This is a genomic window from Clostridioides sp. LIBA-7678, from assembly GCF_056716065.1.
Window position 1 is genome coordinate 3,782,563 of record NZ_CP196987.1, and the last position, 19,078, is coordinate 3,801,640.

Consider the following 19,078-nt stretch of genomic DNA (forward strand, 5'->3'; position numbering starts at 1 on the left):
AAATATATTTAATGGAGGTCTTTTTAATGAAAGTAACATTTAACCCAAGTGGTGTTTGTTGTAGAGAAATGGTTTTTGAAGTTGATGAAAATAATATGATTGTTGATGCTGAGTTCATAGGAGGATGTAATGGTAATTTATCAGGACTTAGAAGCTTAATAATTGGTCAAAATGCTCTTGAAGTTGCTGATAAATTAAATGGTATTGATTGTGGTGGAAAAGGTACTTCTTGCCCTGACCAGCTATCTAAAGCTATACGTCAATCTATATAATCACCACTATATAAATATCAGAAAAATTATTAAAAACTTACTTTATATAAAAAAGAGCTACCTACTAACTTAGATAGCTCTTTTTTATATATTTATTTTATAAAGTTATGATTTCTTTACTAAAGTTCTAACTGTCCCAATCATATATAAAGAACCTGCACTTATTATAACATCATCTTTATTTGATGTTTCCAATGTATAATTTACTGCATCTTCTATCTCATGCTTTGATGTTACATCATCTACATATTTTAATACTTTTTCTTTTAATATATCTGAATTTATAGCTCTTGGATTATTAGGAGTTGTTGTTATTACCTTATTAAAATGTGGCAATAATATATTTAAAACACTATCAATGTCTTTATCTTCTAGCATACCTATTAATAGGGTTAAACTTCTATCTTTAAAATTCTTATTAAGTGCTTTTGCTAAAGATTTTGCTCCATCTTCATTATGCGCACCATCTATTATAAAAATTGGATTTTCTTTTATTTTTTCTATTCTTCCTGGCCACTTAGTATTTATAAGTCCTTTTCTTATAGATTCTTCACTTATCTTTTCTAATTTGTTTATATCTTTTAAATATTTTATTACACTCATCGCCAATATAGAATTATTTATCTGATGTTCACCTATCAATTTTATTTCAAGGTCTTTGTAAATTTCTTTCATTACAGTACAGTCATATATTTGAGAGTCTATATCTGATTTTTTTATATTTATATCATCAAAATTAACTTCTATATATTGTGCTTTTTTCTCATTACAAACTGACTTTATGACATTTTTTGCTTCATCAGTTTGGTCATATACTAGTACTAATCCATTTTCCTTTATTATCCCAGCCTTTTCATATGCTATTTTTTCTATTGTGTCGCCAAGTATTCCTGTATGGTCTAAACTTATAGATGCTATTACACTTACAAGTGATTTTGTTATTATATTGGTAGCATCATATCTTCCACCTAAACCAACTTCTAAAGCAACAAAATCCACATTTTGTTCTGAATAGTAATAAAATGCCATTGCAGTAACCACCTCGAACTCTGTTGGATATGCATAGCCTTGTTCTACCATAATATCTATTTTTTCTTTTATTAATTCAATTATCCTAGCAACATCGTCTTGTGGTATATTTTCTCCATTTACTCTTATACGTTCAGTAAAGGTTTCTAAATACGGAGATGTATATAAACCAACTTTATATCCACACTCTCTTAGTATATTAGAAACAAAAGAACACACTGAGCCTTTTCCATTAGTTCCAGCTACATGTATTATATTTAAAGTTTCTTGTGGGTTCCCCAATAATTCTAATAATTTTCCAATATTCTCTAGACCTAATCTTATACCAAACTTATTGGTTTGTGATATGTACTCTAATGCTTCTTCATATTTCATTATCTAATTCCCCCTGTATCGGCATTTTCTTTTATGTTATCTAATTATAGTATATTTTTTGCTTTTAATCTACTGACAAAGAATACATATAATCTAATACCTTATACATTAAATCTAATTACTAATTCCTTATTTATAATTTTTTGTTTTTATACATTTCTACTAACTCAGTTAATGTATATATCGAAACTAAATCATACTTTGATATATCCATATAATTAAATTTTATGTTAAATACCCGTTCTAGTTTTTGAAGCAAACTAAAACAATTATCATAAACTAATCCTATCTCTTTATTAAAAAGACTACATTGAAATAATTTTTCATTATCAACTTTAATATTTAAGCAATCTCTAACAACATCAGCGACTTTCATAAGAAGAATATTTTCTTTGTCATACAAATCTAGTTTAAAGTTTGGAATTCTACTATATTCATCTAAATCAAAACTATCCCAATTATTTTTAATTGCTAATAGTTCAAGTTTATCATTTAAATCAGATATTGTTATATCTGGATTTTCAGACAATATCTTAGCTATTTTACCAGTAAATTTTGCTGCTACATAGCTATTACACTTTGGTGGTAATCTATAAGAATTATTTATATCACAACTTATATACGAATTACTATCCATAACACATTGAACATCATATTTTTTATTGTACCAAAAAGAATCATCTACATCTAAGGTAAATCCTCTCACTCCTATAACATTATTAAACATTGCTGGATAACTTAAGTCAAATTCATTAGATAATGAACATACTATTATTTTCCCTTTTCTAAACAATTCATAACAAACTTCAAATAGTCCCTTGACACTTTCTACTCCTATGACTGATAAACTTAAGTTAATCAATCTTATGTTTGTGTCTAAAAGATATTTTAATGCTTCTTCAAGAACTTTTATATTTGCGATGCTATCTTTACCTAAAACTTTTATAACAAATAGCTCTACATCTTCATACTCCTTCTTTATTATTGATGCACAAGCAGTTCCATGACCATCTTCATCATCAAATTTATCTGATATAAAAATATAATCATGTATACATTCAAAAGCAATTCCTCCAACTAAGTTATCCTTTAAGTAATCATGTTCTTTATCTATTCCTGTATCTAATACTGCAACCTTAACTTTATTATTCATATCACATATATTCTCCATTACTAAAAGTTTTTAATATATCTATGTTAATAGTTCATCTTAAATTTTAATTTAAGTTGCACAATTTCTCTTTTAAATGCCATATTTACTTCTAAAAACATAAATTAAGTATACTATATATTCAATTTATATTCATTATATCAATTATTATCATTAAATTGTTAAATAATAAGATAAAATTTTTAGATTTATATCACAATTTAGAATTATTTGTAAAAAGGAGATTATCCTTCTTATTAGACAATCCCCTTGTATACTTTATTCATATATATTTATAATTAACCACCAATTACACATTCTACTTTTTTACTTAAATATCATAAACCTCAATTTTATTTATGGGAATAATTATTTATATACTATAAGAACATTAATTTAAATGTAATTGTCTTGTAATACATTCTACAATGTATGAATCAATATGTAAAAAAACACTCAAGATAGCGAATAAATATATATTTAAATCAGCACATAAAAACTTGCACTCTGCACACTCATAAAATTTATATAGTCATTATCCTAAGAATTGATACCTAAACCCTTATATATTATATCATATTTCAATAAATAAATTGCATAAAAGGGAATCTTTTAATAGAACTAAACTATTTATAAATTCATTACTATAAATTCTACAAATTATAAATGCTTATTTTAATATATACTGTATTGCCTCAGACATTGATATAACTAATTAAAATAGATATAATAAAATGAAACAAATATTTATAGAATTTTATAAATATTCATTATTTTAAAGAGGTGATTATATTTGAAAGAAGAAATATCAAGAAAAGAAATTTTAAAGGAAAGTTTTCTGACATCAATCCCAATATTTCTAGGATATATCCCATTAGGACTTATTTGTGGTATTATGCTTCAAAAAGCAGGTTTATCTGCCTTTTACATACTAATGATGTCACTTATGGTATTTGCAGGTAGTTCACAGTTTGTGGCTGCTTCAATGCTAGCTTCAAATGGAAGTATAACTTCAATAGTACTAACCACATTTATATTGAATCTTCGTAATTTTTTAATGAGCTCCAACTTACATATGCATATAAAAAATAAAAATATGAGGTTTTTAATGTATTTTTGTCATGGTGTTACAGATGAAACATTTGCTATAAACTTAGAAAAATATACTTATAGTAATTGGACAGATAAACACGCATTATACCTAAACAATCTTTGTATACTAGTATGGGCTGGTAGTTGTTTCTTAGGAGCATTTCTTGGAGAAATTGTCACTATAAGTGATTCTGTAGCAAGCTTTCTACTTATATCAATGTTCATAACATTAGTAGTTAATCAAATTAAAAGTAAAGTATACATACTAGTTTCAATGCTTTCTATCCTATTATCAATAATTTTATATACTTTCTTTAAAAGTAGTTTAGTCATCATAATAGCATCTATTTTATCTGCTTTATTTGGCTTTTATATACAAAAGTTAACTCGCAAGAAGGAGGAAATACATGAATACTAATTACATACTTGTAGTTATTTTAGGTATGGCAATTGTTACTTATATTCCAAGAATTTTACCTATGATAATACTTTCAAAAAATGATATGCCTGATTCTATTAAAGACATCATGAAGTTTATACCTATTGCTATACTTAGTTCACTCATAGCAAAAGATATTTTTTTTAATGGAGATAATCTATATATGTCATTAACTAATCCCAAAATTATATCAGGTATAATAGTACTATTAGTAGCTTATAAATTCAAGTCTATTGCTATCTCAATAGCTGTAGGTGCAATATCTATATGCTTTTTTGGAGTCATATTGTAAAATTTAATATATGTTAATGCATAGTAAAAAACTAAAATACTACATATAGAAATTATCTATAATACACTAATAATTAATCTATTATAATTGTGCACTCCACATAATGAAACAATACCTAGAATCTATAAGCTACTATTTTACATCATAATAAAGGCCGTCTTAATACAGAGAATTTTTTCTATATTAAGACAGTCTTAAATCAATAGCTCTGTGATGACTTTAAATATTTTTTAAATATTTTAATTTACCTTTTTCAAAATTAATACATTATATCACATAACAAGCTTGTTAATGCTACTTTTAAATCTTTGAGTCTATACTTACTAATTGGTATAAATTTCTCATTAATAGTAATCATATTATCACCAAGATCTTCTATCCTTCTCAAATTGACAATAAAACTTGTATGACATCTGAAAAATCCATTTTCACACAATAATTTTTCTGCTTGTTTCATGCTCATATTGGCTTTATAATCTCTCCCTAATGTATGTACAACTAAATCTCTCTTTACAGTTTCAACATATAAAATAGAATCTATAAGTATTCTATTAAATCCTTTTTTACTATTTAAAACTATATAACGCTCCTTCTTTCTTTGAAGGTTATCAATACAAAGATTTACACCCATTGCAAAGTTACTATACTCTATAGGCTTTACTAAATATCTATAAGCACGTACTTCATAACCCTGGGGGGCATACTCTGAAAAAGCAGTTGTAAATATAATTTCTACTTTTTCATCAAACTTTCTTATCTTTTTAGCCACCTCAATTCCATTGATATCTTTCATTTGGATATCTAAAAATATAATGTCAATTTTTTCTGGGTATTTAGATATTAAATCTTCTCCACAAGAGAATTCCAGTATTTGATAATTTAGACACCTTTCAGACAAAAGTTTTTCTGCAAATTCCTTAAGTATGCTTCTTTGTATTTTTTCGTCATCACATATAACTACCCTGAACATAATATCACCTCCAAATCTAAAATATCATTTAGTTTACTTTATTTCAATTTACAAACTGTACTCATTGACTTTTATATTCAAATTTCTTTACAAACTTAAATTGTCGATTAAACTACTTCTAGTAATTATCTTTGATACATAAACTTAAATTATGATAAATTCATCTATTTTTCTAGATATATTGTGCAAAAAATATATGAAGACAAACGTAATCTGTATTTTATCATCCTATATTAAATATCATAATATAGCAAATTTTTATTGCTCATAAATTTTTTAGATATAAGATTAATATCATCATAAATAAGATAAAAATATAACACATCTGTAATGAATTATAACATCATATTTGTATATATAGAAAGAAAAACATACAAAAAGTACAGATTACGTACTTTTTGTATGTTTTTATTAACTCTAGTATTTATTTTATTTTAGATTCTAAATTTGTTAATCTTTCATCAACAGATTTAATCATTTCTTCAAATTTTTCTTTTTTAGCTTTTTCTTCTTCAATTAAACTTTCAGGAGCTTTTGCTAAGAATCCTTGGTTTGCAAGTTTTCCATTAACTCTCTTTATTTCTCCCTCTAATTTTTTCTTTTCTTTAGATAATCTCTCAATTTCTTTTTCAAAGTCAACTAGTTCATTAAGAGGTATAAATATTTCAACACCATCAATAACTACTCCAACTGCATCTTCTGGAACATTAGATTTATCTTTTGCTATTTCAACATTTGAAGCAGATGCTAAAGTTATAAAATAATCTTTACCAAGTTCAATAGCTTCTACCTTTTCTTCACTTGGTACTATTATCAACTTAGCTTTCTTAGAAGGTGGTACATTCATTTCTGCTCTCACATTTCTTATACTTCTTATACCTTCCATCAATAAATTCATCATTTCTTCTTCTTCAACCATATTATCTTCTTCATTATATTTTGGCCACTCAGATACTATTATACATCCTTCAACAGTAGGAAGGTAAGTGTATATCTCCTCTGTTATAAATGGCATATATGGATGTAATAATTTTAATATCTTTTCAAGAACATAAGTCAATGTGTATAATGCTGCAGACTTAGCATCTGTATCTTCTCCATATAATCTAGGTTTAACCATTTCAATATACCAGTCACAGTACTCTGACCAAGTGAAATCATATATCTTTTGAAGTGCTATTCCTAAATCAAACTTATCCATGTTATTAGTTGCTTCTTTTACAATATTATTTGCTCTTGATATTATCCATTTATCTGCTAGAGTTAAATTATCTTTAACACTTTCTCTAGTTATGTTTTTAATTATATCTTCATCAATATTCATAAATACAAATCTTGATGCATTCCACAATTTATTAGCAAAGTTTCTAGCAAATTCTACTCTTTCCATATAAAATCTCATATCATTTCCTGGGGAATTTCCAGTTGTTAATGTAAATCTTAGTGCATCAGCTCCATATTGCTCGATTATCTCTAATGGGTCAATACCATTTCCTAAAGATTTACTCATCTTTCTACCTTGAGAATCTCTTACTAATCCATGAACTAATACATGGTCAAATGGCTTCTCATTCATACAGAACATACCTGCAAAAGCCATTCTAACTACCCAGAAGAATATTATATCATATCCTGTAACAAGTACACTTGTTGGGTAATAGTAGTCTAAAGCTTCAGTTTTATTTGGCCATCCTAGAGTAGAGAAAGGCCATAGTGCAGAACTAAACCAAGTATCTAATGCATCTTCATCTTGTTTAAAATGAGTGCTTCCACATTTAGGACATTTATCAGGCATTTGTTTTGCTACTACTATTTCTCCACATTCTTGACAATAATAAGCTGGTATTTGATGACCCCACCATAATTGTCTTGATATACACCAATCTCTTATATTTTCTAACCATTGTAAATAAGTTTTATCAAATTTTTCTGGAACAAATTCTAGTTCTCCATTTTTAAGAATATCTATAGCTGGTTTTGCAAGTTCATCCATCTTAACAAACCATTGCTCTGATAATCTAGGCTCAACTATTGTATGGCATCTATAACAAGTTCCTACATTATGATTATGCTCTTTTATGTTAATTAGGTAACCTTGCTCTTTTAAGTCTGCTACGATAGCTTTTCTACACTCAAATCTATCCATACCTTCATATTTTCCACAAACTTCATTCATAGTTCCATCTTCATTCATAGTATTTAACTGTTCAAGATTATGTCTTAATCCTACTTCAAAATCATTAGGGTCATGTGCTGGAGTCATCTTAACTGCACCAGTTCCAAACTCTAAGTCAACATAACTATCTGCAACTATTGGAAGTTCTCTTCCTACTAATGGAAGTATTGCTGTTTTTCCTATTAAGTGTTTGTATCTATCGTCTTCTGGATTTACTGCTATACCAGTATCTCCTATCATTGTCTCAGGTCTAGTTGTAGCTATTTCTAAGAAATCCTCACTATCTTTCAGTGGATATTTTATATGATAAAAGTTTCCGTCATGTTCTTCATGTTCAACTTCTGCATCTGATAAAGTAGTTTTACAATCTGGGCACCAGTTTATTATTCTATTTCCTCTGTATATATGACCTTTTTCATACAATTTTACAAAGAATTCTATAACTGCTTCATTGCACCCTTCATCCATAGTAAATCTCTCTTTATCCCAATCGCAAGAATCTCCTAATTGCTTAAGCTGATTAGATATTTTTCCTCCAAATTCGTCTTTCCATTCCCAAGCTCTCTTTAGAAATTCATCTCTACCTATTTCATACTTTGTTTTACCTTCTTCTTTTTTTATTCTTTCAACAACTTTAACTTCAGTTGCTATAGAAGCATGGTCTGTTCCTGGAAGCCAAAAAGCTTCATACCCATCCATACGCTTCCATCTAATTAATATATCTTGAAGTGTATGGTCAAGAGCGTGTCCCATATGCAATTGTCCTGTTATGTTTGGTGGTGGCATCATTATTGTAAATGGCTTTTTATCTGGATTTGGTTTAGATTTAAAATACCCCTCGTCCATCCATTTTTTATATAACCTAGCCTCAAAATCTTTTGGATTATAAGTTTTTGATAAGTTCGTATTTTCCATTGTCTTGCCTCCTATATTTTTATAAATAAATTTTTAAAATATCTCTAGAAATAAAAAAGAGCCCTTCATCCTCTTTAAAAAGGACGAAAAGCTCGCGTTACCACCTTAATTCCAAAGCTTAAAACACATTAATATATAACTAAATATTACTTAATGTTATTTTATCAACTTTGACTCTCAAAGAATTTAACGGTTCTAACCGTCTAAACTTACTAACAGTTCAGTTTAGAAACTCCAAAGCTACATTCAGTAAACCTTATACTTAGAAAATCTTACAGCCAATGAATTTTCCTCTCTTTTAGTAGTATTTACTTACTCCTCTTCTTCTCAGTCTTTAATGTTACATATTATTATATACAAATATTATTCTTTTTGTCAATTATTTTTATTTTATTTTTTCTGAATTTTCTCAATTATCTTTTTATATTTTATGATAATTGTTATTTTCTATACCATCTTTCCAACTTATTTTATCATGATAGTAAATTATACTATTATTTTGTTTAAATCTTAACAGTATTTTCTTAATTTTAAATTATATTTTCTTTACATTCCCTTTATTATTCTGTGTTTTTTATATTCTATTTTATAAATTATATGTTTTATTTCATAAATAATTTACTTTATTTTTTACAATATTTAAATTTATTATAAGTTTTCTTGCCAGAAATTTTTAGGTGTGATATTCTCTGTAATTGGTAATATTGTATATCCTCTCTCTTTTAAAATTCTTATAATGTTATTTAGAGCATTTAAACTTTGTTCTTTCTCATGAATTAACACTACCAATTCATCTCTTTTTCTTCCATAATACAATATATTACTAACTATTTGACTTGTAGAAGATTTCCAATCTTGTGTATCCAAATTCCAATCCCAAATTAAGTAATCATTTGCCATAAGTTTACTATATGAACCTTCTGGCATATATGGCTTACTTCCATATGGCAATCTTATTAATTTTGAGCTCTGACCAGTTATATCTTGTAAAGTATCATTACATGTATTAAACTCCCCAACGGTTACCTCTGGGCTTTTATATAGCTTATGTATATCATGACTTACACTATGAAAACCTATTGAATTTTTTTCTTCTAATACTCTTTTTACTTCTTCCTTATGGTTTTTCATATTTTGATTAAGCATGAAAAATGTCGCTTTGACATCATTTTCTTTTAAAATATCAAGAAGTGCATTTGTATATTTTGATGGTCCATCATCTATTGTTATGTATGCTACTTTTTCAGAAGTAGCTCCTGGCCCTTTTGTTTCCTCTTGAGATGCTTTATACATAATTTCTCCTAAAGTATTATTTTGAGAAAGTAATTCTAGTGTATTTTCATCTTTTGTGCTTATATTTTGGACTGGAACATTATTAATTTTTTCTTCTAATAATGTTCCAGTTAAAATTAAAATAGCTATAAGAAATATCCTTATAATTACATGAAAAGCAGTCTTATTATTTTTAATTTTCATCCCCCATATCTCCCTTTTATAAAAGCATAAGTTTAAGAGTAAAAAAATTATTTTTTATACTTATTCTCTTTCTTATTACTTTTTATATCTCTACTAAATATTTTTTTAACTTTTTCTTCTTCCTTTTCTCCTAAAGAGTCTACTCTTTTGATTCCCAAAGAAGTTAAAAATTGTAATACATTTAAATTGTCAAACGGAGTTTCCATATTTGTACTTTCACTATATTCATCGACATTTTTAGTTCCTTCTTCTACACTTAGAATACGCTTAGGACCTCCCACACAGCCTCCTACACACCCCATTCCTTCTATAAATGTAGCTTCTATCTCATTATTTAAAACTTTCTTTAAACCGTCCATACATTCTTTTGTTCCTTCAAATGCTTTTTCTTCAAATTTTATGTTTTTGTCAATTCTTCTAACTGATAATTTAACTGCTTTACTTACACCTCCTGTTCTAGCATAAACTCTACCTGAAAGGGATGCCTCTACTCTATTACTTTCATCCATTATCGCTGGATTTAACTCTAATGCATCAAATATTTCTTGTAACTCTTTAAATGTAAGCACAAAATCAACTGCATCCTTTATATCTTCTAACATTGCTTCTTTCTTTTTCGCCATGCAAGGACCTATGAATACAACTTTAGCATCTGGATTCAAAATTTTTACAGCTCTACCACAAGCAATCATAGGAGAAACAGATGGCGATACATTCTCCAATATTTGAGGAAAACTATTCTGTATCAAGCTGACCCAAATAGGACAGCAACAACTAGTTATAAAGCATCCTTCTTCATCTTTTTTCATATGTTCGTAATAGTCATATGCTTCTTTTGCAGTAAGCATATCCGCCGCCAAAGCAACTTCTATCATATCTTCAAAGCCTATCTTTTTTAATGCAGTTCTTAATTTACCAGGGCTTACATCTTTTCCAAACTGACCTACAAAAGCTGGTGCTACTATTGCATATACGGGACTCTTTATGTCTTTTAACAATTTTATCATTGGTATAAATTCTATCTTATCTGATATTGCACCCAACTTACATCTTGATACACAATCACCACAAGCACTACATACATCTTCCTCATTACAATTAATATGCTTGCTTCTTATTTTACATGACTTATCTTCCTTATTATTTTCATCACAATATTTACAAGCATCTGATATTATAGATATTATTGGTCTTTTGACTTCATCTAAATTTACAGCTTCATGTAGTGTATCTTTTAAATTTTTGTCTGTGTCTCCTGTTACATCTAATCCCATAGTCACCCTAATTAAATTTACCATAGTATCTTTATCAAATTTTTCACCAAAATTAGTTTTTAAATTTTCATTTAAGTTTTCATTTAATATTTTTTCAGGTAAGTTTTCAATATCCTCTGTATCATCATTCCAAACTGCCTTTACAAGTTCTCCAAAAAGCTTCATCTTATATATTTCTAATATTTTAGAATTATCATTTCTAGTATCCATAAAAAATAGTACCTCCGTAAATTAAACTTATATATGTTTAATATTTACAAAGATACTATTTTTTATTTATTATTTACTTACTATTATTGATATAATTTATTTAATTTCTTTAACATCTCTATTTCAAGCATTATTTTCATTAAATGATAGTTGAATACAGGACTTTTTTCTTCATCTATATTCCAGTCTAATTCATCTACATTATATATTTTCTTAAGGTATTTATATGTATGCTCCTTCAAATAAAGTTTATTTTCTAGTAACTCTATAGACTGCATGTGAAAATGTATCTCTCTACATATCCTTAAGGCATTCTCAATTTTTTCTATATTAGTTTCACTCAAACTATAATCCAACTCATCAATAAGTTTTGAGTATATTTCTTCTAATTTTTCTACTTCTTCTTCAAATCTCTCTACATCTAAATTATTTTTTCTGAGTATTTTATCTTCAATAAGTAACATTGAAAGTTCTTCTATCTTTTTAAATTCATCTATAACACTATTTAGATAATTTGGTCTAGCAACATAATAATTAACAAGTACCCCAAATAAAACACCTACAGATGTATCTAATACTCTATGTAAAGAATAATATACAGGGTCATTATTACCTACACCTAAATGTATCGCCAGAAAGGTTACACAAGCAACTACTACTGACTTTATTTTAAACAGATTACATAAATATATTGAGCACATTACTCCTAGACCACATAAAAATGGGTCTCCAGCTTTAGTGATGGCAAATATGAATCCTATTATACCACCTAAAATAGTACCTTCCACTCTATTGATTCCTGTTTTTAAAGAACCTTTTACTGTATCTTGAACAGAAATTATACATGCTACCAAAGAATAAAACATATTCTCAACTAAATAGTCACCAAGAAGCATACATAAAGTTACACTAATTCCTGTCTTTATGGTTCTCATACCCATCTTTTGAAGTTTCAAAGTTCCACCTCCTAAAAAGCACCTTATATAAAATACGCATCCTCATATTTAATATGTTCCTAGTATATCACAATTTTTTAAATTTACCCATTAATCATATTTTTTTATCAATTACTTCTTAATTTAGACAATAAAAAAAACTGCTTTAAAGCAGTTTTTTTATCCTATCTCTACCATTTTACCTTCAATTGCAAAAATTATCTTTTCACATACATTTGTTATGTGGTCTCCAATTCGTTCAAGGTATCTTCCTATAAGTAAAAGTTTTACTCCTTGGTCTATAGTATTCGTATTTTCATGCATTATTTTTAGACAGTCAATTTGTACTTGTTCATACAAACCATCTACAATATCATCTTTAGTTCCTACATCATAAGCTATACTTGCATCAAATAAGATTAAAGCTTCTCTAGTCTGAGACATCATATCCTTACACTCTTTTGCCATCTTAGGAATATCTATCAGCTCTTTTATATAAGCTTCTCCACCTATTTTCAACATTTCTCTAGCTATGTTGGCTGCATAATCTCCTATTCTTTCTAACTCTATTGATATATTTCCTAATGAATAGATAAATCTTAAGTCTCTTGCCATTGGTTGCTTTAATACTATTAGTTCTATACTCTTATCTCTTATCTCTTCTCTCAATTTATTTATCTCTTCATCATTTTCTACTACTTTTCTTGCACCCTCTAAATCCTTCTCTATCATACAAGTCACAGACTTTTCTATTGCTTCTTCACATTTTTCCATCATAAGTACTGTTTGTTCCTTTAAAGTATCAATACTTATATCTAAGCTATTATTGACCATTGTCTAACTCCTTTATAGTTATATATTTTAACCAAATCTACCTGTTATATAGTCTTCTGTTCTTTTATCTACAGGAGTGGTAAACATAGTTTTTGTATCACTAAATTCTATAACCTCTCCATTTAAGAAAAAAGCTGTTTCATCTGATATACGAGCAGCTTGCTGCATATTATGAGTAACTATGACTATTGTGTAGTCTTTTTTTAAGTCTTCTATAAGTTCCTCAACTTTTAATGTTGAAATTGGGTCTAAGGCAGATGTAGGTTCATCCATCAGAATAACTTCTGGTCTCATAGCAATTGCTCTTGCTATACATATACGTTGTTGTTGTCCACCAGACAGTCCTAATGCAGATGATTTAAGTCTATCTTTAACCTCATCCCAAATAGCTGCCCCTTTCAAACTCTCTTCTACAATCTTATCTAATTGTTTCTTATCTCTTAGTCCCTGTGTACGAGGACCATATGCAACATTATCATATATACTCATAGGAAATGGATTTGGTTTTTGAAATACCATCCCTACTTTAGTACGAAGATTTATTACATCATCTGAAGTATATATGTCTTCTCCATCCACAAAGATGTTTCCTTTAATTGTTACATCTTCTATTAGGTCATTCATTCTGTTTAATGTTCTTATAAAAGTTGATTTTCCACATCCAGATGGTCCTATTAAAGCAGTAACTTTATTTTCTTTTATATCCATATTTATTTTATTTAATGCTTGCTTGTCTCCATAAAATAAATCCAAATCTTTTACACTCATTTTTATCTTATCGATTAATTCCATTATTCACACCTCTTAAATTTAATAATTAGCCTTATTTAATTTCTTAGCGACAAATCTTGCTAGCATGTTTAGTGCTAATACAATTACTATCAAAACAATTCCTATACTAGCTGCTGTTGCTATATCTCCACTCTCTTTAGTTAGCAAGTATGAGTGTACAGTTAGTGTTCTTGCACTATCAAATATTCCACCTGGCATCTTAGCTACAGTACCTGCTGTAAGTAAGATTGCAGCTGATTCCCCAATTATACGACCAACTGACAAGATTACTCCTGATAAGATTCCTGGTATCGCACTTGGAAGTACTACCTTGTATAAAGTCTGAAATTTAGTAGCCCCTAATGCTAATGATGATTCTCTATATGCTTGAGGAACTGTCTTTAAAGCTTCTTCTGTTGTACGAATTATTACTGGTAAAATTATTATTGCTACTGTAAGAGAACCTGCAACTATTGAGTATCCCATTTTTAATGTAACAACAAAGAAAATTCCCCCAAATAATCCATACACTATAGATGGTATTCCTGATAAACTTTCAGTTGCAAATCTTATTGCTGTAACTGCTTTTCCTTTTTTTGCATACTCTTGCAAATATATAGCAGCTAAGATTCCTATAGGAGTTGCTACAACTATAGAAACTACTACTGTGTATAATGTTGTAATTATCATTGGAAGTATACCACCATCACCTGATGCTGAATAATTGCTAAATAAGAAATTAAAATTCATATTTCCAATTCCCTTTATAAATATAAATCCTACTATGACTACTAACGATACTATTGTAAATAGTGCTGATAGGTATACTAATAACTTTAATGTATTTTCTCTGAACTTTCTCATCCTAATTTACCGCCTTATTTGAAAGTTTATTTAAAACTAAGTTTAAGATTAATATAAATGTGAACAATACTACTCCAGTTGCAAATAGCATTTCTTGATGTGTACCAAACGCATATCCCATTTCAAGTGCTATATTAGTTGTAAGTGGTCTTACACTATCTGTTATTGAAGTTGGCATAACTGGTGAATTCCCTGCAACAAGTATTACTGCCATTGTTTCTCCTAAAGCTCTTCCTACTCCTAATACCACTGCAGCTAATACTCCAGATTTTGCAGCTGGTAATACAACTTTAAATATTGTTTCTATTTTTGATGCACCAAGTGCTAATGAACCTTCTTTATATGCTTTTGGTACTGCTCTTATAGCTGTTTCTGATACAGATATTATTGTTGGTAACATCATTACTGCTAATACTATTACTATTGCTAATAAACTTTGACCTTTTGGAAGATTGAATATGTTTTGTATCATTGGAACTATCACCGCAAGACCAAATACACCATATAATACTGAAGGTATACCTGCTAGAAGTTCAACTGCTGGTGACATTATTTTTGCTAATCTCTTAGGTGCTACTTCTGCTATAAATATAGATGTTAATATTCCTACTGGTACTCCTATCACAAGTGCTCCAAGTGTTGCAAATATTGAAGCTACTATCATAGATGATATTCCAAATTTATTAGCAGAAGGAACCCAATCTGCACCAGTTAAAAAATCTATAAATGAGTATCCCTCAAATATAAATGGTCTTAGACCTTTATAAAATACAAATCCTATTATCAAAAGTAAACTTGCAACTGCTACCAAAGCACTAAGTAGAAAAATATTTTTTGCTACTTTTTCAACTATATATTTTGTCTTGTTGCCATTATTGTCATTTTTTTCTAAACCTACTAACCTAGATTTTACTATCATAATATCCTCCCATTAAAATATACTTATCGATTTTAATTCTGTATTCAAAATTTAAATTTTTATAATTCGTATCAATTAAATTTTCTATACTTTTATTCTACTTTTTTTAAGTTAAATCTATATTAGGATTAAGTTAAACAAGTGTAAAATTATATTCACTTTTTTAACATCGATTTTACTTTTAGAACTATTTTTGACATTTAGTTTACATTATGATGGTATTTGATTATATTAAAATAGCAGATATAAGTAATAATACATTTCCATGTAACTCATTACTTATATCTGCTATTGATATTTATTAATTAAATTTAGTCCTTTATAACCTATACATTCATATTATTCCTTATTAAAATAGTATCCTGCTCCTCTTATTGTTATAATTTTTTGAGGATTTTTATAATCTTTTTCTATTTTCTTTCTCAATCCGTTCACTGCAACTACTACACTATAATTATCTTCTAAATATTCATTTAACCACACATGTTCATATATCTCTTTAGTAGTTAATGTCTTTTCGGGATTCTCTATAAAATAATTTAATAATTTATTTTCTGTTGGAGTTAATTTTATTATTTTGTCTTCTAATTTTATTACTCCACTAGTTCTATTATATTCCTCTAATTTCGAATTACTTTCATTGCTATTTACATATGAATTTACTCTTCTTAAAATTGCTTTTACTTTTGCATATAAAATTTCCAGATTTAGAGGTTTAATTAAGTAGTCATCTCCTCCAGAATTTAAGGCATTTAAAATACTTTGGTCTTCATTTATGTAAGTCATATAAACAATTGGACAAGTAGTTACATTTCTTATTTTCTTGCAAAGAGTCCATCCATCACCATCAGTTAGGATTATCTCTAAAAATATTAAATCATATCTATTGCTAAATATTTTTCCAATAGCTTCTTCACAGCTATATGCTAAATCTATAGTTATCCCTTTTCCTTCTAAAAAGTTTTTCAATTCCTGGCAATTATTCTTGTCTCCATCTATTATTAATATCTTAGTTTGCATTATAATCACTCCTAAATATCATTATTCTTTTATATTAAATAACCCATTATTATGAAAAACATAGACTTAATTTTATTGTAAAAACAGTTCCTTTTCCTAACTGCGAATCTACAAAAATTTCTCCATTATGTTCTTTTATAATGGACTTTACAATATATAACCCTAACCCTTGACCTGTTGAAATGTCAGTATCTCTTGCTGTAAAGAATCGTTCAAATATCTTTGGTATATTTTCTGGTGGTATTCCTTTCCCATTATCAGAAACCTTAATAACTGCAAATCCATCTTCTTTATTCATTGACAAACTTATCTTCCCATCATATGAAGTAAAGCTTAAAGCATTATAAATTAAATTTTCAAATGCTCTAGCCAATCTTTCTTTATTTATCTTTGCATATATTTTTTTATCTAATATACTCAATTCAAAATTTACACCACATGCTTGTGTGTCTGGTAAGTTATTTTCATATATCTCTTTGATGAAATCATTTAGACATATCTTCTCACTAAGACCAATTTCTTTATCTTGTGATGTAAATTCTTGTAGACTACGTACTCTATTCTGTACCTCATTTGATTTTTGATTTATGGCATATAGATAAGATTTTGTCTCTTCATCTACATGAATATTACCAACCTTTATTAAATCTATAAATGCCTGTATAGCTGAAACAGGTGCTTTTAAATCATGAGCTACATCAGCCAAAAACTTTTTACGTTCATTTAATAGTGTTGTAAGTTCACTAGTTCTTACTTCAACTTCATGTTCAAGATTCTTTGTGAGTTTTTCATTTTCCTTTATTATCATCCTGTTCCTATGTATCATCATAATAGAAAATAAAATTACAATTATAAATCCACAGTATTCTGTTTGCCATCCAGTAAATATAGGCTCAAACCTATTACTCGTTACTGCATCAAATAATATGCTAATACCAAACACAATGTTCACTGAAACTAAAATATAAGAACTTATATGTTTAGAGTATGTCCTTTTGTAGATTGAAACTAGTGAAGACACAAAGATATAAATAAATACAATATATTTATATATATCTATTAATTTTCCATACATGTTAACAAAATATATATCATATGGGAGAAGAACAACTGGTATCACAATAGATATGATACACATTGTAATTCCTAATGGCAAAATTAAAAATCTATATCCTTTATTTTCTTCTATTTTTGATATACTCCCATTTATACAAATAATACATAAGACTGCTATAAAATATGATGCATCTTCAACTGCATATGTAAAGTTTACTAAGGGAAGTCCCAGTAAATGTACAAAAGGATATGAGACATGTATTGCAAAGAAAATACACATACATCCAAAATAAAAATAGAGTTTGCTTTTTTTTGATAAAAACCAAACAGCTAGTGAAAATATAGCTATTGCAAAAGTTGTGAAACAAATTATACTATAAAAAAGTAATCTATAAAATATCATATTACTTATATCTTTTGTTTCTCCTAATGCAGGTGGATAATACATACCACTATAATAATGTGAGAAATTAGAAACATTGATTATAATTTCTGTATCTTTCTTTGCTACAAAACTCACTACTGAATTTTTAATTTTTGGTCTATATTTTTCTGTTCCTACCTCTCCCAGTTTAGAAACTATTTCTCCATTTATCCATACTTCACTTGCACAAAAAATTTCAGGAATCTCTAGACTCAACACCTTATCCTTACCTTCATTTTTTATCTTCATACGATAAGTTGCATTGCCATATGGTGACTGATTCTCTTTTCTCATAGAAAAATCTGGATATTGACCTATAAAAATGTATTCTGGTTCTATATGTTGCTTTATAAAATCATTCGGTTTAAATATTTTATGATTATAAAACTCCCAGTCATCTATTAGGAAAACAAGTTTATTTTTAGTAAAAGTATCATTATTTATAGTTAAGATTCCATTACTTGCTCTAATAGACTTATATGTATATTTGTTATCATATTTATACAGAAGATTTAATCCTGTTATTGCCAACAGAGAGACTATCAATACAATGAGAGTTCCTTTTAGTATGTTATACTTTTTCAT

Annotated in this window: 16 protein-coding genes and 1 other annotated feature; of the genes, 3 read left to right on the forward strand and 13 right to left on the reverse strand. The window is 27.8% G+C overall.

The annotated features are described in order from the left end of the window. The first annotated feature begins 26 nt into the window (after positions 1–26). Positions 27–272 carry a TIGR03905 family TSCPD domain-containing protein gene (locus tag ACTG46_RS17495; RefSeq protein ID WP_167639836.1) on the forward strand — a complete coding sequence of 82 codons (246 nt, stop codon included), beginning with the start codon at positions 27–29 and terminating at the stop codon, positions 270–272. A gap of 105 nt (positions 273–377) precedes the next feature. Here ACTG46_RS17495 and ACTG46_RS17500 read toward each other — a convergent pair whose 3' ends face one another. Both ACTG46_RS17500 and ACTG46_RS17505 read right to left on the reverse strand, forming a co-directional pair. Then, the gene (locus ACTG46_RS17500; protein ID WP_479923314.1) at positions 378–1,676 is read right to left on the reverse strand and encodes a bifunctional folylpolyglutamate synthase/dihydrofolate synthase; all 1,299 of its coding nucleotides are present in this window, start codon (positions 1,674–1,676) and stop codon (positions 378–380) included. Between the two features lie 133 nt (positions 1,677–1,809). Continuing rightward, positions 1,810–2,829: a S8 family peptidase gene (locus ACTG46_RS17505; RefSeq protein ID WP_479923315.1), complete on the reverse strand. Its 1,020-nt coding sequence runs from the start codon at positions 2,827–2,829 to the stop codon at positions 1,810–1,812. A gap of 790 nt (positions 2,830–3,619) precedes the next feature. Between ACTG46_RS17505 and ACTG46_RS17510 the strand changes: the two genes are divergently transcribed. Together ACTG46_RS17510 and ACTG46_RS17515 are read left to right on the forward strand one after the other, a co-directional pair. Continuing rightward, entirely contained in the window at positions 3,620–4,336 is a 717-nt protein-coding gene (locus tag ACTG46_RS17510; protein WP_236877182.1) for an AzlC family ABC transporter permease, read from the forward strand. Next, positions 4,326–4,649, forward strand: a complete 324-nt coding sequence (locus tag ACTG46_RS17515) for an AzlD domain-containing protein (RefSeq protein WP_054271702.1) — start codon at positions 4,326–4,328, stop codon at positions 4,647–4,649. The genes ACTG46_RS17510 and ACTG46_RS17515 overlap by 11 nt, the downstream gene beginning before the upstream one ends. Positions 4,650–4,908: 259 nt before the next feature. On the opposite strand, the gene rgaR is transcribed toward ACTG46_RS17515, so the two are convergent. The 11 genes from rgaR to ACTG46_RS17570 form a co-directional block, all read right to left on the reverse strand. Continuing rightward, complete coding sequence (gene rgaR / locus ACTG46_RS17520; protein WP_054271703.1) at positions 4,909–5,619, reverse strand: two-component system response regulator RgaR; 711 nt, start codon at positions 5,617–5,619, stop codon at positions 4,909–4,911. A gap of 424 nt (positions 5,620–6,043) precedes the next feature. Beyond that, entirely contained in the window at positions 6,044–8,710 is a 2,667-nt protein-coding gene (locus tag ACTG46_RS17525) for a valine--tRNA ligase (protein WP_054271704.1), read from the reverse strand. 76 nt (positions 8,711–8,786) lie between these two features. After that, positions 8,787–9,048, reverse strand: a binding site (T-box leader). Positions 9,049–9,358: 310 nt separating this feature from the next. Next, entirely contained in the window at positions 9,359–10,186 is an 828-nt protein-coding gene (locus ACTG46_RS17530) for a polysaccharide deacetylase family protein (protein ID WP_167639834.1), read from the reverse strand. Between the two features lie 47 nt (positions 10,187–10,233). Further along, positions 10,234–11,670, reverse strand: a complete 1,437-nt coding sequence (locus ACTG46_RS17535) for a [Fe-Fe] hydrogenase large subunit C-terminal domain-containing protein (RefSeq protein ID WP_054271706.1) — start codon at positions 11,668–11,670, stop codon at positions 10,234–10,236. Positions 11,671–11,753: 83 nt separating this feature from the next. Further along, positions 11,754–12,626, reverse strand: a complete 873-nt coding sequence (locus ACTG46_RS17540; protein WP_054271707.1) for an FUSC family protein — start codon at positions 12,624–12,626, stop codon at positions 11,754–11,756. Between the two features lie 159 nt (positions 12,627–12,785). Next, complete coding sequence (gene phoU, locus ACTG46_RS17545) at positions 12,786–13,439, reverse strand: phosphate signaling complex protein PhoU (protein ID WP_054271708.1); 654 nt, start codon at positions 13,437–13,439, stop codon at positions 12,786–12,788. Between the two features lie 27 nt (positions 13,440–13,466). Beyond that, the gene (gene pstB / locus ACTG46_RS17550) at positions 13,467–14,231 is read right to left on the reverse strand and encodes a phosphate ABC transporter ATP-binding protein PstB (RefSeq protein WP_054271709.1); all 765 of its coding nucleotides are present in this window, start codon (positions 14,229–14,231) and stop codon (positions 13,467–13,469) included. A gap of 18 nt (positions 14,232–14,249) precedes the next feature. After that, positions 14,250–15,074, reverse strand: coding sequence for a phosphate ABC transporter permease PstA (gene pstA / locus ACTG46_RS17555; RefSeq protein WP_054271710.1), 825 nt, complete (start codon positions 15,072–15,074; stop codon positions 14,250–14,252). A gap of 1 nt (position 15,075) precedes the next feature. Next, positions 15,076–15,993: a phosphate ABC transporter permease subunit PstC gene (pstC, locus tag ACTG46_RS17560; protein WP_054271711.1), complete on the reverse strand. Its 918-nt coding sequence runs from the start codon at positions 15,991–15,993 to the stop codon at positions 15,076–15,078. A 339-nt stretch (positions 15,994–16,332) separates the two neighbouring features. Continuing rightward, entirely contained in the window at positions 16,333–17,013 is a 681-nt protein-coding gene (gene cmrT / locus ACTG46_RS17565) for a response regulator transcription factor CmrT (protein ID WP_021386210.1), read from the reverse strand. 49 nt (positions 17,014–17,062) lie between these two features. After that, positions 17,063–19,078, reverse strand: coding sequence for a sensor histidine kinase (locus ACTG46_RS17570; RefSeq protein WP_479923316.1), 2,016 nt, complete (start codon positions 19,076–19,078; stop codon positions 17,063–17,065).